This window comes from Bacillus sp. FSL W8-0770 (assembly GCF_038008705.1).
In the GTDB taxonomy this organism is placed as follows: Bacteria; Bacillota; Bacilli; order Bacillales; family Bacillaceae_G; genus Bacillus_A; species Bacillus_A cereus.
Map to the genome: position 1 here is coordinate 494183 of NZ_JBBOZR010000002.1, position 20274 is coordinate 514456.

Genomic DNA, 20274 nt, shown 5'->3' on the forward strand with positions numbered 1-20274 from the left:
TGCAGATGATACCGGAAAAACATCATTTAATCCGCTTGTTCATATGTGAGTAGTAACTAAAAATATTAACATGAAGTCAACAGGTGTTAAACGAAGAATAGATGAATTAGGGTGGATTGTTCTTCCGAAAGAGTTAAGAACAACGTTAGGAATCTATGCGCTTTATTTTCTTTTTGCACCAGAACCGTCTTTATAAGTTCTATGTCACTATAAAATGATGCATGCAACAAAACTATTTTCTTTATTAATAATAATGGTAATTTTTACACTAGAACTCTTAGTATTGCGTATTAAAGTTCCTCTATTAATATATTTAAAGCTTTTGACTTAATCTTTTCATATTCCATAGCCCCAGCAAGTTCATCAGCAAGTAAAGGCGACTTTCTAACATATCTTTCGCGAATTACATCATACAATTCGTATGGAAATAACATATCAATAAACATAATTTTCTTCTGCTCAGCTGTTAAAGGAGAAACTGACTCATATGCGTTAATCATAATTTTAAATTGGTTTTCATTCCAAACACCAGTTGTATCTAATAGAGGAATAATCATTTTACGCAAGTCTCGAATAGGTAAATCGTAAGAAACCGTATCTAAATCAATTACCCAAATTTGATTACTTGGGTCTAATAAGGAATTTCCTGTTCCATAATCTTGATGACATAAATTTGGGGATGTTTGTAATTCATCAGTCCATTTAGTATATTCGGATTCCAATAGTCTTTGGTGCGTTTGTTTTGCTTCTAAAATAAACGTATCAATTTCGGCCAAGTATAGCTGTGAAAATGGATCATCTGGCATAGTTGCAGATAAAGTTTTCCAAATCTCCATCTGTTGAAATCTTTTAATGTAATGATTGGGCCAACGTCCTAGTTTGGTAAATATAGGTATTCCTGGTGGGGGCTTATAGCCAATAGAGGCTACATGGAAATCTGCTAACCCTTTCATAATCATTTCAAGATCTTCTTGCATTGTAAGCTCAAATGGTCTTCCCTCAATCCAATCATAAACAACAAATAAAAATGGACCGTGCTTTGTATACAACTGATTCAATTTGCTTGGAATTATGCTTGGAACACGCATGCCTTTGTTGGCTAGATAATCTTGAGCGTGAATGGAAAATAGAGCTTTTTTTTCGGGGCGATGAATTCTCTTTAAGCAAAAAGGTCCATCTGCAGTTTGAATTTTCCATACTAAGGCCAGTTGTCCACCTTGTATTAATTCGATTGTAGTTGCTTGAATATCCCAATGCTGGATCATTGTCGCTGCCAATTCTACTAGTTTTTGTTCCTCTTCGGGCGATAATGTATACACCGCTTCTTCATTGTTATTCTCCACATATATCACCATCCTTTTATGCTCTCTTATTACTGTATGGTACATGACCATTTTTGTTCTAGCCATTTGCCTTTAAGGAGAAAAAGTACTATTGACTAATTTTCATAATAAAGGATGAAAAAATGGTCGATAAATCACAAACACAAAGTTTTTTTCGTAACATATGAAGAAGGTTGTATTTTTATGAAACAGGGAGGCGTTTTAATGAAAATAGCCATAATTTCGACTGAAAAGCTACCTGTACCAGCTGTACGAGGTGGAGCTATTCAAATTTATATAGATTCTGTTGCTTCCATTATTGCTTCAAATGGAAAAAATGTGACAGTTATTTCTATAACAGATCCAAATTTGAAACCAGAAGAAAAAGACAAAGGCGTAAGGTATATACGGTTTCCAGAAGAGGAATATCTCCATTATGTTATTAAACATTTGAAACAGGAAAAATATGATGTAGTTCATTTATGCAATCGTCCAAATTGGATTACAATTTTAAGTGAGGCAGCACCACAGACGAAATTTGTGTTAAGTGTGCATAATGAAATGTTTGCATATGAAAAGATAAGTGATGAAGAGGGAGAAGCATGTATTGCAGCTGTTTCAAAAATTGTAACAGTTAGTGATTATATAGGAAGAACAATTACCTCGCGCTTTCAAGCTGCAAAAGCAAAGACGAGAACAGTATATTCTGGTGTAGATGTAAATGAGTACTATCCTTCGTGGACAGTGAATGGAACAAAAGTTAAAAGTCATGTGCAAAAACAGTTGGATTTACAAAATAAAAAAATAGTTTTATTTGTTGGACGCTTGAGTAAAGTAAAAGGTCCTCATATTTTGCTACAAGCTCTTCCTAAAATAATTGAGGAAAATCCAGACATTGTAATGGTTTTTATTGGTTCAAAATGGTTTGGAGATAACAATGTAAATAATTATGTAAAACACTTATATACCTTAGGCGCTATGTTTCCAGAACATGTAGTCTTTATTAAATTTGTTAAGCCAAAGGATATTTCAACACTTTATGCTATGTCAGATATTTTTGTTTGCTCTTCACAGTGGCAAGAGCCCCTTGCTAGGGTGCATTATGAAGCAATGGCAGCAGGTTTACCAATAATTACGAGTAACCGAGGTGGTAATCCTGAAGTAATTGAAGAAGGAAAAAATGGATATATTGTCAATGACTTTGAAAACCCTGATGCATATGCAGAAAAGATAATTAATCTTTTAAATAACGAAAATAAAAGAAAACAGTTAGGGAAATATGGACGTAGTAAGGTTGAAAAAGAATTTAATTGGAACCGAGTTGCTAAGGATTTAATGAAAGTGTATGGGGAAATCTTATAAATTTTAAGAAGGGGATGATTAAAGGTGGAAGAAACAACTGGATTAGAGAGTGAACATTTAAAAAAGGTCCTTAGCTTTTATCCATTTGAAATAAGTAATATTTTTTTACAATCAAGCAGAAGTGGGAGAACAATGTGGGAAGTTGAAACAGAAGAAGGATTAAAAATATTAAAACAAGCACAAATGCACCCTAAAAGGATGCTATTTATTGCTGGAGCACATTTACATCTCCTTCAAAATGGATTGCCAATTACAAAAATTCATAAAACAAAAAGAGGGGGCTTTTGTATTGGATCTAATGAGTATGCGTATGTACTATATGATAAGCATCAAGGGAAAGAAGTCATTTATTATAATAAAGAACAATTAGAGAAGGTACTAATATATGCAGGTAAATTCCATCAAGCATCGGAAGGATATATTCCGATGAAAGAAAGTAAAATTCGGAGTAGATTAGGAAAATGGCATAAATTGTATAGATGGAAATTACAAGAGTTAGAAGGAAACAAAAGAATTGCACTTTCCTTTCCAGATGATGTATTTTCAACTATGTTTTTAGAGTATGTTGATAAGATGTTAGCACGTGGAAAGAAAGCATTACAAGAACTAAATGATCCATATTATGACCAATGGACAAAAGAAGTTATTGCATCTAATAGTTTTTGTCAGCAAGATTTTACCTTAGCGAGGTTTACAGAAATAGATGATGCTATGTTTATGAAAGAGCTACATTCTATTACAAGTGATTTACCAGTGAGGGACCTACGTATTATTTTAAATAAAGTAATGAAAAAAATGTCAGTTTGGGATACTAATTTAGCTATTCATATGTTGAGTGCATATAATTCGGAAAATTCCTTTTCAGAAAAACAATTTCGTGTTCTTTGGACTGATTTATCGTTTCCTCACTTATTCTGTTCAATTGCACATAAATACTATTTAGGACAAAAGCGTTCGTGGTCTGACGAAAAGTATATTTGGGCATTGCAAAATATTATTGCACTTGAAGATTCTAAGGAAGAATTTTTACGGAATTTTTCTGATATTTATCATGAAATCAAGAGCAATAGTGGGGGGAAATAAAATGAGTTCAGAACAAGAAGAGATAGTAATCCCTATTTTAGATTTAGAGAAATTTGTATTTTCTCCACCTGGGCCAATGGGATGGGAATTGTCAGAGTATGAGCAGCAAAAAAATATTGTACTAAATGAATCTTCGGTGCTAGAGAATTTAGCGATTATTAAGGAAGTGGAATTAGAGGAGTTGCCCAAAATCGGATTGCTAGATTTAGAAGAGAAGTTACCACCAAAAACTACAATGATTGATGACGTACAAGATAAAGAGATTCAAGATGTAATAGAGCTGGAAGAACAAAGTGAGGAATTAAATGAGATCGTTTTAACGCAAATAGAAAAGCCAAAAATAAAAGTCACTATTATTACTCCTGATCATCCATTAAAAGGTCCATGGGTATCAAAATTGGTAAATAACGCTAAGGAGAACGATTAATGAAACTTCCGCAAATATATTAATCTTTTTATACTCTTTCAACATAGTATATATAAATCTATATGAAAGGAGTTAGGTAAATGGCTGATGTGAAAAGAGCAAAAATAAAACTAGATGTTGAGAATGGCTTTAGTGTTAATCCTGGTGATGATTTACAAGAAGTTCTAAAATCTCTAGCTGATGTAATACAATCAGGCATGCATAATGGTGTAGAGGTTGAAATTCAATATGTTGATGAAACAGAAATTACTTTTACAGACGAAGAAGAGGACGAAAAAGACGAAGGCGAAGAAGACGAAGAAGACGAAGAAGAGGAAGAAGACGAAGAAGACGAAGAAGACGAAGAAGACGAAGAAGAGGAAGAAGACGAAGAAGACGAAGAAGACGAAGAAGACGAAGAAGACGAAGAAGACGAAGAAGACGAAGAAGACGAAGAAGACGAAGAAGACGAAGAAGACGAAGAAGACGAAGAAGACGAAGAAGACGAAGAAGACGAGGAAGACGAGGAAGACGAAGAAGACGAAGAAGACGAAGAAGACGAAGAAGACGAGGAAGACGAGGAAGACGAAGAAGACGAAGAAGACGAAGAAGACGAGGAAGACGAAGAAGACGAAGAAGACGAAGAAGACGAGGAGGGCGAAGAAGAAGACGCATAAAATAATTGATACTTAAAAACGCTTGGTTTCCCCAAGCGTTTTTTGCTCTCTACATATATAATAGGTGAAAATGTGAACCTTTAAATATAGGAATGGATTGACCCTAGGTAGGCATTAGCCTATATTTTTATTTTATAGTAGAGAAATTTCACAAGGAAATGAGAGGCAATCCATATCAATCGATAAGGTATACAAATTTGCATTTGGCCGAATCAAGGATAAAAAATCTTAATTGCGAGAACAATTATTTTTAGTCATTTTGTATTTAATTGTTTCCTTGTTATATTAAATCATCTGGTTAAAGAAATGGGGAAAAGATTAGCGTAGCATTTTTACTCCATCGAGTTTATCCTATAAAAAATTTTGTACGGAAAGAAAATTGTATTTGTATCAAAAATATTTAATTCTATTTAGCTCTATGTTTAAATTTTGTGGACCTAAACAAAGTGGATAATAATGGTATTTTAAATGATTTGAATTTTGAGAGGGCGTAATAAGTTTTTAGAAGGTTGATTTGTAGATTCAGCGACTTGTTTATATACCTGATCAAGTTTTGTGGCTGTATGTTTAAATGTAAAGTTTTCTTCTACAACCTTTCTTCCGTTTTCAGCAATCCATTGTGCAAATTCTCGTTGGGATAGCAAAGCGTGGACAAGTCTGGCAAACTCCATTGGATTATTATACTGTTCTATTAGGCAGCCGTTATATTCATCTGTTATAACTTCAGCATTTCCCCCACGGTTTGTTGTAATAATTGGGATTCCAGCAGCCATTGCTTCATAATGAACACGTGCCAATGGTTCGTTCCATTGTGAGCTACATATAAATATATCCCCCATTAGAAAAATATTATGAATTTGATCTGCAGGAATAAATTTGGTGAAAATTACGTGTTCTTTAATTGGCCTAGCCATTTTATATAGTCTTTTAACATATTTATTTACTCGGTTATCACTAAACCATTTACCACCAACAATTACAAGTACCGTATCCTTATGTGTTTGAATAATTTTCTTCATAGCATGAATGAGTAAGTCAGGTCCTTTATTTTTGCATAATCGACCAACAAATAAAATCACCTTTTTATCTTGGATACCGTATTTTGTACGATATGCATTTCTTATCTTTTGTCCTGTTGGTGTCCAGATGGAGGGGGATTGTTTTAAATTTACACCAGAGTAAACAATAGAAATCTTTTCTTCAGCTTGTGGAAATCTTTCAATCACAGTTTGTTTAATATAGTTGCTAACGGTCACAATGGCGGTAACCATTTCAAGAATAAGATTGCCTTCATAAATGGATAGTTTATGCTCAGCAAACATATCGTTATGAAGACCTAATACAAATTTACTGTGTGGGGAAGCTTGTTTATATAGAGGTATATTTTTAGGGCGATTAAAGACATGTATAATATCAAAGGCATTGGTTTGGAGTGTTCTTATAACATGCTGTTCATATTCTTTTTGAGGTAAATACACGTAATTGACATTATCTTGTGTTTTTTGATTTGGAAGACTTGGATCTGAAATAGAGAAAATAGTAAGTTCATAATCTTGACTTATATAGGGGGACACCCCATCAATCATCATTTGAATTGCTCCACCTTTAATTGCTGGAGATGGTAATTTTTCTGTACAAATATATGCAATTTTCATAAACTAATCTCCTTTGTATAGTTGTTTTATATAATGAAATTCTGCTTCCAACCCATCGGATAGAGAAACTGTTGGAGAATATTGCAGTAATGTATTGGCCTTAGATATATCTGCCCATGTTTGCTTCGGTTCCCCAGGAACTGATTTTAGAAATTTTTTGGTTGCTGATTTCCCTGATATTTTTTCTAAAATAGAAATGATGTCTAAAATGGAAGCCTGTTCCTTTCCACCGATATTGATAACTTCACCTATTATACTTTTTTTGGTCTCTAAAGCTGCCACCGTTCCTCGTATACAGTCATCAATATAGGTGAAATCGCGTGTTTGTGTTCCATTACCAAATATTGTGAGAGGTTTATCTTCTAAAAGTTGTTTAATTAATCTATGAAATGCCATATCAGGACGTTGTCTTGGCCCATAAACTGTGAAATATCTTAAAATAACAATTGGTATATGAAAATTTTTGTGATAAACATGACATAAGTGTTCACCACTTAATTTGGTAACACCGTATGGAGATAGGGGGGTAGGTAATAAATCTTCAGAAACTGCGCCAGATTTTTCACCGTAAACAGAAGATGTTGATATATGAATAAATTTATCTAATTTTATGTGTTTACAGGATTCAAGCAACTGCTGTGTAACTATTATATTATTTGAAACATAAGACTGAAAATCTTTTCCCCAACTTGTTCTCACACCAGGAATAGCAGCTAGATGATAAACAACATCTATATCTTGTAATAGTTTTGATAAATCTATATTTAAAATATCTTCTTGTATGAATTGAAAACGTGAATTCAATTCGAGAGATTGTATATTATCTGTCTTTAAAGTGGCTGGAGTAGGACCGATGAAATGATCAATTCCAACTACATGATATGCACTATTTTTAAGTAACGCTTGACACAAATGTGAGCCAATGAAACCAGCGGCTCCAGTTACAAGTATTTTCATGACCGACCCACTCCAATATATTGTAATCCGTATTTTTCTATTTCATCTTTTTCAATGCAATTGCGTCCATCTACGATTGTGCGTCCCTTCATAACTTGTTTGACTTGTTTCCAATTAAGTGTTTTAAATTCATCCCATTCCGTTGCGATAATAATGCAATCGGAATTTGTGATTGAAGTTTCTAGGTTATCATGCTGTGTAACTTGTCTTTTTAAATGTGGAGGAAGAAGAGCTTTGGGGTCATAAGCATGTAGATCATAGCCATGAGGAATTAATTTTTCAAGAAGTATTACGGCAAGGGAGCTACGAATATCATCCGTATTTGGCTTAAATGCAATTCCTAACACCGTTATTTTTTTTGAAAAGGGATTTTTTATAGCTTTTTGAATCTTTTCAACATAGAGATCTATTTGTGTGGAGTTAATGGATTGTACAGCTTGTAAAATAGGAACCGCTACGTGTTTATCACTTGCTGTATAGATGAGTGAATGTAAATCTTTTGGGAAGCATGATCCTCCATATCCCAGTCCCGCCTGAAGAAAATGAGGGTTAATTCGAAAGTCATGGCCAATTCCTTTTGCCACCTCAACAATGTCAATGTTATATGCATCACAAATCCGAGCGATTTCATTTATAAATGATATTTTTGTAGCTAAAAATGCATTGGATGTATATTTAATCATCTCTGCTTCATTTAGACCAGTACAAACAAAAGGAGCACTAATTCCTTTATATATATTCTGCATAATTTTTAACGACTTTTTGTCACCTTTTTGGGTTCCTATAATAGTTCTATCTGGGTGGAGCATATCACGAACAGCAGAACCTTCACGAAGAAATTCAGGATTAGAAACAATATTGAATAGGGATGATGAAACACCAGATTTAATAAGCTTTTCACATATTTGCTGATTTGTACCCGGTGGAACTGTACTTTTGGTAATAATAGTTTTATATGATGTTATAGCTGGAACTAGTAGATCGATAACAGAATAGATATATTTTAAATCCGTCTTTCCACTTGATGTAGAAGGAGTCCCTACAGCAATAAAAATAATGGGCGATTGTCGAATAGTGCTATCAATATCACAACTAAATTGTAATCGTTTTCGATTTTTATGAATAAGTTCTTTTAAATCTGGTTCATAAATGGGGCATTCTCCCTTTTGGAGAGAGTAAATTTTATCTTGATCTTTATCTACGCATATCACATCATGACCTAAGTCTGCTAATACTGCTGCTGATGTAATACCAACATAACCAGAGCCTATAATACATATCTTCATATGCTAATCACCTTTCTAAACTTAGTACTAGTTGTAACAGTATATTGATGGACAAGTTAAATTGGTGACAAGTAAAAGGGCCTATTCATATAAGCAATGAAAGTAGGCAGAAGGTAAAGGCCTCTTTTAATTTCATTATGCGCAGGTACAGAGGGTGCTGAATACATTGTTATAAACAATTGAAGGAGAGAAGATTAGTGATTAAAAAAGCAATTATTCCAGCAGCTGGTTATGGCACTAGGAGCCTTCCAATTACAAAGGTAATTCCAAAAGAAATGTTTCCTATAGGTAATAAACCGGCAATTCATTATATTGTGGAAGAGGCTGTGAAGTCGGGTGTTGAGCAAATATTAATTGTACTTTCTAGCAGAAAGGATTTAATAGTTGATTACTTTGATCAATCATTAGAATTGGAAGCTTTTTTGGAAAAAGAGAAAAAATCGCATCTGTTAAAAGAGCTTACTGTCCCTAAGATTCAAATTCATTATATAAGACAGCCATATGCGAAAGGGCTTGGTGAAGCGATAAAATTAGGTGAAACATTTATTGGTAATGAACCTTTTGCTGTACTTTTACCAGATGATATTGTAGTTTCTGATAAAGAAACCGCTTTAAGCCAGTTAATTAAAATTTATAAAGAGAAGAAAAATAGTGTAATAGGCATTCATAGGGTACCAAATGAATATGTAGAAAAGTATGGTATTATTGCAGGGAATATTGTAAAAGGGGATTGTATAGATGTTACAAATATTGTTGAAAAACCAAAAGTAAATCCTCCATCTAATCTTGCAGTAATAGGTAGATATGTTTTCACACCGGATATCTTTCCATTATTAAAAAATCTTCAACCTGGTGTTGGGGGGGAATATCAATTAACAGATGCAATACATTCTTTAATTATGACTAAAAAAGTATATGGAAAAATGATTAAAGGGAAACGATTTGATATTGGACAAGAAGATGAATATATGCAACTCCTTAACCTTTTATATGCAAAAAATAAAGTAAGCAAATATTGATTTATCATTTTAGCCAAGAAGACTCCTTCCTCAAGGAACGCGAAGTGAGTAGGTGGGAGTTGAATTGGCTTCGAACAAGGGATGGTAAGGAGCCATCTTAATTGTTCGTCATACATAAAGTGTTACTTCACTATCCATCGAACATACGTTCGATGTGTAATGGTCATACAACGAAATGGAGGTGAATCAAATGATAATGAATAAAGCCTATAAGTTTCGTATCTATCCAAATCAAGCACAAGCAATTCCTGAAGATTTGATGAAACATATGTAAAAGTTAAGGGGAATGAGGAATATTTATGTCTTACCTCTGAGTCGATAGGGAGTGGGGGTACAACCGACTTTTACTAATAAAAAAGAAAAAATCATATGACTTCAGAGCGTTTTTTCAAAAAGTCTTGAGGCCTTTTCGGATTTCTTAGCTTTATGCAATTACAATAGGACAGAATGCATATTAACTGATTATAATTGAAGTGCGAAAAAGAGAAAAGAAAACAGACGGTATCTCAATCAGCTAAACAAAATATCTAAATTACATTACGTGTTTCATAAGACTCTTTTTAGGTTTTGTATGTCTAAAGAGTTGTGCGGGTATAGATAAGGAAAGTATTCATAATGGATGCTTTTTTCTTTGTTATATAAAAACTACAGATTAAACGCTTTCAATGGATATATTAGTTATAGTTGGGGAGAATCATCATATAATGATACTGAACGGTTTCCAACATGTTCCCCTATATTTTTTCAAGAGAGAGCACTTATTGGAAGAGTGTGCTCTTTTGTTTTCACTTTTTGGTAAGGACAAGCATATATTGAATCGAAGTACAGGTTTGTAACTTATTTTATTTCAATGCTTATTGAAAACTACTTATCATATTAAGAGAGTCTACTAGCGCAGGTGCTTTCTTTTTGTTGAATAAAATGGACATTTGAATAGATAATGCTTCCGTGAACTACCCGCCACTTAATGTCCTAGCGGACTGTTTGAAGTGGGGACTTCTTCGTTAATCATTACTTTTGATTAGCTAACGAATTTGTCTTAAGACAGCTGAGCTAACTTGTTTTGTCTTCTAAGTCAATACTAAACCGCTTCAATATGTTCTAGTAAAACAAACGGAAATTCTTCTATTGTATAGTCACGCGTTAGAATGTGGCTTTTTTGATTGAAGTGATAAAAGGAATAGACTTTTCTGAAATACGGCTGAAGTCAATGCCGTTGCTATGGGAGTGCAATTCCTACCTAAAATAAAATGACGTTTGTTCTTACTTTATATAAACTTGTGTTCTTTTATAAAGTTTTTTTGCTTACTTCTGCATAAAGAAAAGATAATATACATTGCTTTTTTATATTGATATAACTCTAAAGAAAATGATTAAAGGTTGTATTTATGTCTATAAATTTTAATTATAAAATATAAAGTGTTCATTTTAACAAAGTAGTTATTTAGTAAGCATAAAAATAGGAGTGCCTAAAGAGCACTCCATGATGCCAATAACAACACTATAAAAGTATATGAGTGGTTTAACTAAATATGTTTTTATTTTTATACTTTAAACAAAATCTTTTTAAAAATGAAAGAGCACCCTGGAGAGTGTTCTTTCATCTAAACATGCATTGAAAAAGAATACACGACATTGTATGTGTATTTCTTTCAATTTTGTGTAGCTTTTAAATAAAACAAGCGTTTTCAAAGTAGTCAATGATCAAGATTTATATAAAAAAGTTGCACAAGATATTGTATATATGTTTTTAATGGTGGTGTAATTTTGAAACAAAATCATTATCATAAATTGAAGCAACTCCAATATGCGTTCCAAGGTATTAAAAAGCGAGAAGTATTACTATGTTAGAAGTAAAGTTATTGCAATTGTCGATTCCATAATAATAACTGTTAGGAATTTTAATAGTGCAATTGAATTTAATTATTATTATATATAAAATTAAATGAATTAAACAAGACCGTCACTTTGTACGTCAAGGTGGTCAGTGCAATTAACTAATGGCTTGATGAAAAAAGAAGCCCTGAATGAAATGTTACAGTGCTTTACTGGGAGGGGAGTTATGTCGTACTCAAAAGGGATTTTAACATGGATTTGGGGGTAAATAAATTGGGGAATGTGTCCAATTGTTCTGTAGTCATTATTTAAAAAAAAACACTATTTGGTAAGTAATTAGAAGAGCACTTAGAAAAGTGCCCTTTTGTAACGACTATACAATCTAAAAAGAGAGGATACAATATATCATATGTAGTTATGTTTATTTAATTGTGTGTCCTTTATATAAAAAATTTATCATTTTAGCCAAGAAGACTCCTTTCTCAAGGAGCGTGAAGGGCCACAGCCCAGTGAGTAGGTGGGAGATGAATTGGCTTTGAACAAGGGATGGATGGAAGCCATCTTAATTGTTCAACATACAGAAAGTGTTACTCCATTATCTGTCGAATGTACGTTTGGTGTATAATAGTCATATACCAAAATGGAGGTGAATTAAATAATGATGAATAAAGCCTATAAGTTTCGTATCTATCCAAATCAAGCACAAGCAATTCTAATCAACAAAACGATTGGGTGTTCTCGCTTTGTATTCAATCATTTCCTATCCTTATGGGATCACGCATACAAAGAGACAGGAAAAGGCTTGACCTATAGTACATGCTCTGCCAAACTACCTGCCATGAAGAAAGAGCTTGTTTGGCTCAAAGAAGTGGATAGTATTGCGATTCAGTCGTCTGTTTGCAACCTTGCGGATGCTTATACGCGCTTTTTCAAAAAACAAAACAGCGCACCGCGCTTTAAATCTAAGAAGAACAACGTACAATCTTATACCACAAAACAAACAAATGAAAACATTGCCGTTGTAGGGAACAAAATAAAGTTGCCGAAAATAGGCCTTGTTCGATTTGCCAAAAGTCGCGAAGTAGAGGGGCGTATTGTAAATGTTACAGTTAGACGGAACCCTTCTGGTAGATATTTTGTTTCACTATTAGTTGAAACAGAAATACAAGAACTTCCGAAAACACATTCTTACATTGGAATAGATGTAGGACTAAAAGATTTCGCTATTTTGTCAGATGGAACACACTATGAAAATCCGAAGTTTTTCCGATTATTAGAAGATAAGTTGGCGAAAGCACAGCGTGTTCTTTCTAGAAGAATGAAAGGATCTTCTCGCTGGAATAAACAACGAGTAAAGGTAGCTAGAATTCATGAATACATATCAAATGCTAGAAAAGATTACTTGGACAAAATTTTAACTGAAATCATCAAAAACCACGATGTTATCGGTATAGAGGATTTGCAAGTATCGAATATGTTAAAGAATCATAAGTTAGCAAAAGCAATTAGTGAGGTATCTTGGTCGCAATTTCGATCAATGTTAGAATACAAAGCAAAATGGTATGGCAAACAAGTCATTGTCGTATCGAAAACATTTGCTTCCAGCCAATTATGTTCTTGTTGTGGATATCAAAATAAAGACGTTAAAAATCTAAACCTACGTGAATGGGACTGTCCTTCTTGTCGTACAAACCATGATAGGGATATTAACGCAAGTATCAATCTAAAGAATGAAGCGATAAGGCTTCTAACCGCAAGGACTGCGGGGTTAGCCTAATCAATTAGAGTTCGATAGAACTCTTTACTTAGGAATCCCTCACTTCTAAGCGAAGTGAAAGTGGAGGTAGTTCAACAGAGGAAAAAGTGAAATTGAGCTGATAACTATGGATTTGGGTATAACATGAGCTTGGTTTTAAAGTAACAGAAAAGGAATTCTAGCATTTTGTAGTGTTGATATAGATAGGTTCAAATGAAGTTTTTCTGCTTTACATGTTATATTGTTTCACTGACCTATTTTTTGATAGGCCTAATTTTAATTCTATTAAAATTAGTAACAGATTGTCCAAACTTTACTAATCTATCTTACATAGCATGTAGTAATAAATTAAAAGGAGGAATTTAGTATGTCTTATTACTACTGTAATCATTGTAAGGATTACAAAAAGAAAAATCACGATTGTCATAGAAGCAGTAAGGGTTATGAAAAATGTGATAAAAAGCATGAGGAGAAACCTTGGGTTAATGTAAAAGTAAATTGTTGTTCTGATGATAACCAATATAATCTTGTAAGAGCATCTGCTTTTAGAGCTGTGAGCACAGTTAATCAAAATTTACCAGCAAATACATTTGTTAAGGTCTTATTTCAAAATGAACAATTTGATTTAGCGAATGAGTATAATCCAGCTACATCAATTTTTATTCCAAAGACAAGAGGTGTTTATTCTGTTATTGGGACTATTGCGTTCATTCCCAATAATCTAAACACAAATTATAGAGCGCGGGTAGAAATTCGAGTTAATGGAAATCCGGCAATTGCAATAGATAATGATTTTTTTGGTCCAATAAACTTTGCTAATGTTGTTGCTGTTTCATCAATCATTCAGTTAAATGCAGGGGATATAGTTGAGATTTTTGCACAAAGTAGTGTAGCTGGAGTTATTTCTAATGTAGAAAATAGTACGCATTTTGAAGCTGCAAGATTTCCATCACCAGACGCATAATTGATATGAAAATTTTTCTGTGACTTTATATAGAGAAAGTCCATAATTTATATTTGACTTGCATTTATGCAGGTCTTTTTTTGATGTAAAATGTTTATTGTAACACAAGTTGGTTACATTATTTGGGAAATCTAAATTATTTATATAAATTTTGCATGATGTGTACTTAGAAATAATATGTCTATAAACGAAGGGGTATCATCCAATATATGTTTTGGTTGATACTTTTTTGTTTTATGAACAAAAAGGCTATTAAAAAAAGGGTGATAAAAATATCAAATCCTTTTCACTATGTACATTTATTTCACTGTCTCATTTAATTCTATTCCAGATTCAAATGTAGGTTCTTTTGAAGCAGCGATTTGCATTTCTTCACCTGTTTATGGGTTACGTCCTGCACGTGCAGATCTTTCACACACTTCAAATGTACCGAATCCTAGTATCTGTACTTTTTCTTTATTAGCTAACGCATTTATTATCGTATCTAATACAGCCTGTGTTACTGCAACTACCTCTTTTGGTGTAAGTTCTATTTTTTCCGCTACTACTTTTGTTAATTCTGTCTAATTCATTTTTAGCACATCTTCATATGTAATTAGGTAACTATTACAACGTGTGTATTTTTATGATGCAATTAATAATATACATAGAAAAATCCCTAGCAAGAGCTAGGGGGACAATTTCTGTATGGTAGTAAGAAAGAAAAATGTGTTCATCACACAATTTATATTTTTACATTTTGATTTTATACAACAAAAATTACCTAATCTAGATAATCTACTTATTTCTACATAAAGGCTACTTTCAATACAATCAGTCAAATTACTACTAGTAAACCCTTTTTAGATATATAATTGTACTATTAAATGCAGATGATACCAAGCAAACATAATTTAATCTGCTTGTTCATAGGAGATTAATAGCTAGAAATATGAAAATTTATAAAAAATAAAAAGGGTGGATAAGATGAAAGCAACAGGTGTTACACGAAGAATAGATGAATTAGGACGAATTGTTCTTCCGAAAGAGTTAAGAAGAACATTAGGAATTGTAGAAAAAGATCCTATGGAAATATTTGTAGAAGATGAAAAAATCATTTTACAAAAATACAAATCTTATGATGCTTGTGCAATAACTGGTGATATTTCAGAAAAAAATATATCATTAGCAAATGCTCAAATCGTTCTTAGTCCTGAAGGTGCTAAACTGTTAATTAAGGAAATCCAACAGCAATTAGTTAAGTAGATTCATTATTCTTAGTAAATTACATTAAAGCAAAAGACACCTTAATAGATGTCTTTTGCTTTAACTTGAACCAACATAATTCCATCAATACTACTTTTACAATAGCAAATATATTAGCAATCTTTCATATCATATTCATTTTAGCATAGATCAGACTGTTTTTAAATCATTCAAATATTTAAAAATATAAATTTGAAATTCCTACCTTAAAAGGGGTCCCGCCACATCGCTATCAAGCTAAGGTTTTGAAGTACCCCCTAAACGAAAATTTCTTTTCTCTACAGGCAGTTACTTTGAGAATTCAGCTCATTTTTTTCGTTTTAGGGCGTTTATTTTTCTTAAGCTGATGGGCATGTATGGTGACCCACATAATACAAATAGAAATTAAGAAAATGCCAAAAAAGTTGGCATTTTCTTGATTTCTATTTATCTTTTCACAAAACATTTACCATATTCAACAAAATCACAATCTACATAAAAATAATTATTTCCAGACCAAATTTGAACTCGTTGCTTTGCGCTATCAAAAACATAATTATCATATCCTGGATATGCATCTCTAACCCATACATATTCAGTAGCTGCGCTGACAGGTAATGCGGATGTAACTAAAGCAGTTGCTAAAGCGATCCCTCCTATAGCTTTCTTGATTTTAGATTTCATCATAATTTATATCCCCCTTTATTTTTTGCTATTAAACTTTTAATGTTTAATAGATTACTATCAATATAACACTCTTCTGATAATTGTAAATATTTAGTTAGTTTATAAAAAATATGCAGAATATTACAAATATATATATAATTACCATAAGGTAGTGCCCCTTAATATATAGAGGAGGGCGTTTATGAAATCTACGGGAGCCTATCTACATTAGGAAACTACTATTGATTAAAGGAACAAAGCATATAAAAAGACACTGTATAGTGTCTTTTTATATGTGGATATAGCTCTAAAGAAAATGTAGTGATTAATCAAAGAAACTTGGATGCTTATTAGTTAAACTTAGTATAATTTTAATATACATAAATTTTATTTTCCATTCGTTTCACCTGCATATCAAACTGAATTAAAACAATTTAATCATAATAACATGAAGTGTTCATATAATGGATGTTTTTTATTTTACAAAGAGAACCTGCAAACCTGCAGATTCTCCTGATAATGATTTATGGAGCAAGACCCGAAAATATAATACAATAATTCGAAAATGAGTTCAAGTAAATAAAAAGAACCCGTTGGAGTTCGGGTCCTTTCAGAAGTGATGATGTATTCTCGGCTTGGGAACTGAGAAAAACACAAAAATATAATACATCGAGTTTTAGAGAATTTCAATACTAAATTAGAGTAATTTCGGAGGAGGCTGAAGAATGGAGAATCAATGTGCGGTATTAGTGTAAAGAATTGATGAGCTAATTAAAACAGTTGCGGAACAACAAGAGCAGATCAATAATTTATCGCGTGAAGTAGGAAATTTAAAGACTCATGTGAATTTTCTAGAAGTGCAGGTGAAATAAAGATGAAACTAAATAAACAAGAACAAACAGTTGTTGTCGGTCATTTAATCAACAAAGTTATTGGGGGTGGAATTAGTTAAACAACACATTGAGCCACAGAAATTAGAGAAGGCTATAGTTTTACATACAATGCTGTAACACATGGTTTCTTCCATAAATATTTTCCAGAAGATGTAGCTGATTTAGCTGCTGAGATCATAGATAAGAATCCGATTGATATATTATGGGAAAACATAACGATTCAATATACGGCTATTATCAGGGCACAGCAATTAATGTTCGTTAAATATCAAGAAGATACGACGAAAGAACTACGTAAGAATAAAGTTACTGAGAGTGGATTCGAAGAAGAATGGAAAATTCAATTCGGTTGGGACAAACATGCTACTTTTTTAAAGCCCAATCAAGGGTGATGAGCACATTATCTTCTCTTATTAGGGGTACCACCCCATCGCTATCAAGCTAAGAAAATACAACTTCTCCCGTAATGTAAATTTTATCCATTGTTGAATACTGATAAGATGGTTATGTTAACTGAAGGCAATAGATTTATATAAAAAGGATATTGTAATCGACTTAGCTCGTGAAGAGAAAAAATAAAGTATATGATAAAAAACGCAAACCCCTAATCAAAAGAGGCTTGCGTTTTTTTAACTAACGTTTTTCCACTTTTCCTCATTAACCAATAGAAAGCAGACAATTTTTTCGTTTTGGGGTGTTATAAAATCCTTAAGTTGATGGGCATGTATGATGACCACTAACAGGGGTCACTAACAGACCATTTGAAATGAAAAATTACTAAGTAAAAAAACTAGCGGTTTCTAATTGCGTTTCCTCTTTTTTATTTCAAATCAAGATTCTTAACAGTTTTTAAAGTGAATTACATGCATTCAAAGTTAATTGTATGGTTAAAAAGATTGATTAACAGGTTGATATATAGTAGCTAAAGTTTGCACTTCTGATTCTGGAGCTGTAGATAATGGATAATACCCTTTTTTGACCATATATTGCCATACATCGTATGCATGTCTACCACTATTTAAGAATGCATTTTCTAAGAATGTTCTTAAGTTAGGGTTTGCGCATTCCAATACAGAACCAGCATAATTTAAAGCTGCTGACTTTTGATTTAATAAGTATCCAGTTGCAATTGCTCGGTCATTAGGTGGTGCTCCGCTTACATCCGGAGTAACAGGCGGCAATTCTTCAACAGGTGTTCTTAAGTAAGAAGATAGTACAGGTGTTAACTTAGATGGCTGAAATTTTTCAATATTTGGTTCACTTAGACTCTGTATGAATTCAACTTTTAAATTATAATCCTGCACATGTAATGGAAAATGTTTTTGCAATAATTGTTTTAATTCGGGATCTTGTGCCTGCTGAATGTATGTACTCATCGTATTAATTGTATTGTAACAACCAGCAATTAATTCACTTAAATCACGTAATTCATGTGTAGCTAATTGCATATTTTATTCCTCCTTTTTCATTTCAATTCTATGTTTTACTAAAACAATAGAAATTATGATTAAAACAAAAATAAATTTTTATGAATACATATTTTTCATAAATTTAAATTGATAGTAAAAAATCTTAGATTGATAATGATGTGCTCCTAAGGAAACTTGTAGTCTAAATAATAGCCATTCTCATGCGTTATTGAAGTGATTTATAAATGGGGTCGCACCACACATCCATCAACCTAACAGCACAGGTTGCCCCAAAAACGATAAAAATGAACTTCATTGCTATAAAAGACTCTAATTTTTCGTTTTGGGGGCATTATACAATTTTAACTTGATGGTGATGGGGTACCGCCAGCATTTCGGAAAAAACCATGCTAAGAGCATGCAAGATTTTATACATTTTTTCGGCTCATTTAGTAACAAAGGAGAACCTGAAAACCGCACCATGACAGAAATATATATAAATATGAATAGGGTATAGAAAAAGGTGAATTCCTCTTGAAAGTAGAGGTTCGCCTTTTTCTTTCCTACCAATAATAGGACGTTATGTTAACTTAACTTGTATACAATATACAAATCAAATCACAAAACATATTAGTTCTTCTAAATGGTACAATAAGGAAAAAAGGGGGTTCTAAATAATGCCTTTAGAAACGACTATTTTTTGCATCATTATTGCAATAATCATTGGTGCACTATTTGGAGGAATTATACGTATAATTCAGCGTAACAGTAATCAAAAGAAACAAAATCAAGTTGAGCAAAAATTAGATAGAGCTATTCAACTGTTAGAAAAACAAAACAAAGATTGACCTTACCTCCAAACAGAAGTGGTTTGCCATAAAAATCATTAATAGGAGCTAAAACATGAATTTTACAGAGAAAGAAATTAAGAAAACCAAACAAAAAGTGTTAATTATATTATTTTGTATAGCTGGTTTGTTCGTATACGGAGTTTATTGGGCATTCTTCAGTATGGATCGACTACCTACAGGTGAAAAGATTGCTGAAAAACAATCTCCTGACGGAACATATACATTTAAAGCTTATGTAACAAATGGCGGAGCAACAACAAGTTTTGCTGTTAGGGGAGAGTTAGTATTTAATCATCGTGAATATTTCAAGACAAAGAATGTGTATTGGAATTACCGAGAAGATACAGCAAAGATTGTATGGAAAGACAATGATACAGTAATCATTAACGGACATATGTTAAATGTTCCTGAGAATACATACGATTTCAGAAACGAATAACTGTAGACTTATAGATACATTGACTACCGTTAACGAATTTTATGTAAATTAGCCTCTCTTGTAGGAGCTAGTTTTTTCTTAGGGTGGATTTTTTCCAAAATGCTGGCGATATCCCCACAAGGCTATTAAAAAAAGGGCTGATATGAATATCAAACCCTTTTAATTATGTATGATTATTTGACTGCTTCTTTTAATTCTTTTCCAGCTTTAAAAGCAGGTGCCTTTGAAGCGGCGATTTGCATTTTTTTACCTGTTTGTGGGTTACGTCCTGTACGTGCAGATCTTTCACGTACTTCAAATGTACAAAAACTAAGAATTTGTACTTTTTCTCCATTTGCTAGCGCATTTGTTATTGTATCTAAAACAGTTTGTGTTGCTGCAACTGGATCCTTTTGTATAAGTTCCGTTTTTTCTGCTACTACTTTTGTTAATTCTGTCTTATTTATTTTTTGCACCTCTTCATATGTAA

Annotated in this window: 18 protein-coding genes and 4 pseudogenes; 13 read left to right on the top strand and 9 right to left on the bottom strand. The window is 32.7% G+C overall.

What is annotated here, in order from left to right:
- Positions 1–70 precede the first annotated feature (70 nt).
- Positions 71–154 (top strand): annotated as a pseudogene (locus tag NST27_RS29080) (sporulation protein); the annotation flags it as partial.
- Positions 155–290: 136 nt separating this feature from the next.
- On the opposite strand, the gene NST27_RS29085 reads toward NST27_RS29080, so the two are convergent.
- A complete protein-coding gene (locus NST27_RS29085) occupies positions 291–1394 on the bottom strand; it encodes a CotS family spore coat protein (RefSeq protein WP_033689774.1) in 1104 nt (367 codons plus the stop codon).
- Between the two features lie 153 nt (positions 1395–1547).
- Here NST27_RS29085 and NST27_RS29090 point away from each other — a divergent pair, with 153 nt between their 5' ends.
- The 4 genes from NST27_RS29090 to NST27_RS29105 all read left to right on the top strand — a co-directional run bounded on the left by NST27_RS29090 (position 1548) and on the right by NST27_RS29105 (position 4850).
- A complete protein-coding gene (locus NST27_RS29090; RefSeq protein ID WP_001988301.1) occupies positions 1548–2684 on the top strand; it encodes a glycosyltransferase family 4 protein in 1137 nt (378 codons plus the stop codon).
- 24 nt (positions 2685–2708) lie between these two features.
- Positions 2709–3767, top strand: a complete 1059-nt coding sequence (gene cotS / locus NST27_RS29095; protein ID WP_000393190.1) for a spore coat putative kinase CotS — start codon at positions 2709–2711, stop codon at positions 3765–3767.
- A gap of 1 nt (position 3768) precedes the next feature.
- Positions 3769–4194 (top strand): hypothetical protein, encoded by a 426-nt coding sequence (locus NST27_RS29100; RefSeq protein ID WP_000093658.1) that lies wholly within the window; start codon positions 3769–3771, stop codon positions 4192–4194.
- A gap of 80 nt (positions 4195–4274) precedes the next feature.
- Positions 4275–4850: an AAA family ATPase gene (locus tag NST27_RS29105; RefSeq protein WP_341035320.1), complete on the top strand. Its 576-nt coding sequence runs from the start codon at positions 4275–4277 to the stop codon at positions 4848–4850.
- A gap of 464 nt (positions 4851–5314) precedes the next feature.
- Here NST27_RS29105 and NST27_RS29110 read toward each other — a convergent pair whose 3' ends face one another.
- From NST27_RS29110 to NST27_RS29120, 3 genes are read right to left on the bottom strand one after another with little or no spacing between them, the layout of a single operon-like run.
- Positions 5315–6505 carry a glycosyltransferase family 4 protein gene (locus tag NST27_RS29110; RefSeq protein WP_000686383.1) on the bottom strand — a complete coding sequence of 397 codons (1191 nt, stop codon included), beginning with the start codon at positions 6503–6505 and terminating at the stop codon, positions 5315–5317.
- A gap of 3 nt (positions 6506–6508) precedes the next feature.
- A complete protein-coding gene (locus NST27_RS29115) occupies positions 6509–7462 on the bottom strand; it encodes an NAD-dependent epimerase/dehydratase family protein (protein WP_000699349.1) in 954 nt (317 codons plus the stop codon).
- Positions 7459–8748, bottom strand: coding sequence for a UDP-glucose dehydrogenase family protein (locus NST27_RS29120; protein WP_000686564.1), 1290 nt, complete (start codon positions 8746–8748; stop codon positions 7459–7461). Before NST27_RS29120 ends, NST27_RS29115 begins: the two co-directional genes overlap by 4 nt.
- Positions 8749–8945: 197 nt before the next feature.
- Between NST27_RS29120 and NST27_RS29125 the strand changes: the two genes are divergently transcribed.
- Positions 8946–9767 (top strand): UTP--glucose-1-phosphate uridylyltransferase, encoded by an 822-nt coding sequence (locus NST27_RS29125; RefSeq protein ID WP_000591181.1) that lies wholly within the window; start codon positions 8946–8948, stop codon positions 9765–9767.
- 190 nt (positions 9768–9957) lie between these two features.
- Positions 9958–10041, top strand: coding sequence for a helix-turn-helix domain-containing protein (locus NST27_RS29130; protein WP_323755007.1), 84 nt, complete (start codon positions 9958–9960; stop codon positions 10039–10041).
- Positions 10042–10851: 810 nt separating this feature from the next.
- Here NST27_RS29130 and NST27_RS29135 read toward each other — a convergent pair.
- Positions 10852–11003: pseudogene (locus NST27_RS29135) on the bottom strand (DNA repair protein); the annotation flags it as partial.
- Positions 11004–12261: 1258 nt separating this feature from the next.
- On the opposite strand from NST27_RS29135, the gene tnpB reads away from it, so the two are divergent.
- Complete coding sequence (gene tnpB / locus NST27_RS29140) at positions 12262–13380, top strand: IS200/IS605 family element RNA-guided endonuclease TnpB (protein ID WP_000981130.1); 1119 nt, start codon at positions 12262–12264, stop codon at positions 13378–13380.
- Between the two features lie 346 nt (positions 13381–13726).
- Positions 13727–14323 carry a hypothetical protein gene (locus NST27_RS29145; protein WP_000122947.1) on the top strand — a complete coding sequence of 199 codons (597 nt, stop codon included), beginning with the start codon at positions 13727–13729 and terminating at the stop codon, positions 14321–14323.
- Positions 14324–14622: 299 nt separating this feature from the next.
- On the opposite strand, the pseudogene NST27_RS29150 reads toward NST27_RS29145, so the two are convergent.
- Positions 14623–14886 (bottom strand): annotated as a pseudogene (locus NST27_RS29150) (HU family DNA-binding protein); the annotation flags it as partial.
- 403 nt (positions 14887–15289) lie between these two features.
- On the opposite strand from NST27_RS29150, the gene NST27_RS29155 reads away from it, so the two are divergent.
- A complete protein-coding gene (locus tag NST27_RS29155; protein WP_000648353.1) occupies positions 15290–15568 on the top strand; it encodes an AbrB/MazE/SpoVT family DNA-binding domain-containing protein in 279 nt (92 codons plus the stop codon).
- 426 nt (positions 15569–15994) lie between these two features.
- Here NST27_RS29155 and NST27_RS29160 read toward each other — a convergent pair whose 3' ends face one another.
- Positions 15995–16234, bottom strand: coding sequence for a hypothetical protein (locus tag NST27_RS29160; protein WP_000978065.1), 240 nt, complete (start codon positions 16232–16234; stop codon positions 15995–15997).
- 976 nt (positions 16235–17210) lie between these two features.
- Here NST27_RS29160 and NST27_RS29165 point away from each other — a divergent pair.
- Positions 17211–17521: pseudogene (locus tag NST27_RS29165) on the top strand (phage terminase small subunit); the annotation flags it as partial.
- Between the two features lie 472 nt (positions 17522–17993).
- Here the strand turns inward: NST27_RS29165 and NST27_RS29170 are convergent.
- Positions 17994–18554: a spore coat protein gene (locus NST27_RS29170; protein WP_001175193.1), complete on the bottom strand. Its 561-nt coding sequence runs from the start codon at positions 18552–18554 to the stop codon at positions 17994–17996.
- Positions 18555–19192: 638 nt separating this feature from the next.
- Between NST27_RS29170 and NST27_RS29175 the strand changes: the two genes are divergently transcribed.
- Both NST27_RS29175 and NST27_RS29180 read left to right on the top strand, forming a co-directional pair.
- Complete coding sequence (locus NST27_RS29175) at positions 19193–19363, top strand: DUF4083 family protein (protein WP_001127869.1); 171 nt, start codon at positions 19193–19195, stop codon at positions 19361–19363.
- Between the two features lie 55 nt (positions 19364–19418).
- Positions 19419–19805, top strand: a complete 387-nt coding sequence (locus tag NST27_RS29180; protein WP_061661871.1) for a DUF5412 domain-containing protein — start codon at positions 19419–19421, stop codon at positions 19803–19805.
- A 173-nt stretch (positions 19806–19978) separates the two neighbouring features.
- Here the strand turns inward: NST27_RS29180 and NST27_RS29185 are convergent, their stop codons facing one another.
- Positions 19979–20251 carry an HU family DNA-binding protein gene (locus tag NST27_RS29185; RefSeq protein WP_033689806.1) on the bottom strand — a complete coding sequence of 91 codons (273 nt, stop codon included), beginning with the start codon at positions 20249–20251 and terminating at the stop codon, positions 19979–19981.
- Positions 20252–20274 lie beyond the last annotated feature (23 nt).

Excerpts from the sequence above, each read along its gene's own strand:
- NST27_RS29085 (WP_033689774.1), bottom strand. The coding sequence starts at position 1,394 with ATGGTCATGTACCATACAGTAATAAGAGAGCATAAAAGGATGGTGATA.
- NST27_RS29090 (WP_001988301.1), top strand. The coding sequence starts at position 1,548 with ATGAAAATAGCCATAATTTCGACTGAAAAGCTACCTGTACCAGCTGTA.
- NST27_RS29100 (WP_000093658.1), top strand. The coding sequence starts at position 3,769 with ATGAGTTCAGAACAAGAAGAGATAGTAATCCCTATTTTAGATTTAGAG.
- NST27_RS29105 (WP_341035320.1), top strand. The coding sequence starts at position 4,275 with ATGGCTGATGTGAAAAGAGCAAAAATAAAACTAGATGTTGAGAATGGC.
- NST27_RS29110 (WP_000686383.1), bottom strand. The coding sequence starts at position 6,505 with ATGAAAATTGCATATATTTGTACAGAAAAATTACCATCTCCAGCAATT.
- NST27_RS29115 (WP_000699349.1), bottom strand. The coding sequence starts at position 7,462 with ATGAAAATACTTGTAACTGGAGCCGCTGGTTTCATTGGCTCACATTTG.
- NST27_RS29120 (WP_000686564.1), bottom strand. The coding sequence starts at position 8,748 with ATGAAGATATGTATTATAGGCTCTGGTTATGTTGGTATTACATCAGCA.
- NST27_RS29130 (WP_323755007.1), top strand. The coding sequence starts at position 9,958 with ATGATAATGAATAAAGCCTATAAGTTTCGTATCTATCCAAATCAAGCA.
- tnpB (WP_000981130.1), top strand. The coding sequence starts at position 12,262 with ATGATGAATAAAGCCTATAAGTTTCGTATCTATCCAAATCAAGCACAA.
- NST27_RS29145 (WP_000122947.1), top strand. The coding sequence starts at position 13,727 with ATGTCTTATTACTACTGTAATCATTGTAAGGATTACAAAAAGAAAAAT.
- NST27_RS29155 (WP_000648353.1), top strand. The coding sequence starts at position 15,290 with ATGAAAGCAACAGGTGTTACACGAAGAATAGATGAATTAGGACGAATT.
- NST27_RS29160 (WP_000978065.1), bottom strand. The coding sequence starts at position 16,234 with ATGATGAAATCTAAAATCAAGAAAGCTATAGGAGGGATCGCTTTAGCA.
- NST27_RS29170 (WP_001175193.1), bottom strand. The coding sequence starts at position 18,554 with ATGCAATTAGCTACACATGAATTACGTGATTTAAGTGAATTAATTGCT.
- NST27_RS29175 (WP_001127869.1), top strand. The coding sequence starts at position 19,193 with ATGCCTTTAGAAACGACTATTTTTTGCATCATTATTGCAATAATCATT.
- NST27_RS29180 (WP_061661871.1), top strand. The coding sequence starts at position 19,419 with ATGAATTTTACAGAGAAAGAAATTAAGAAAACCAAACAAAAAGTGTTA.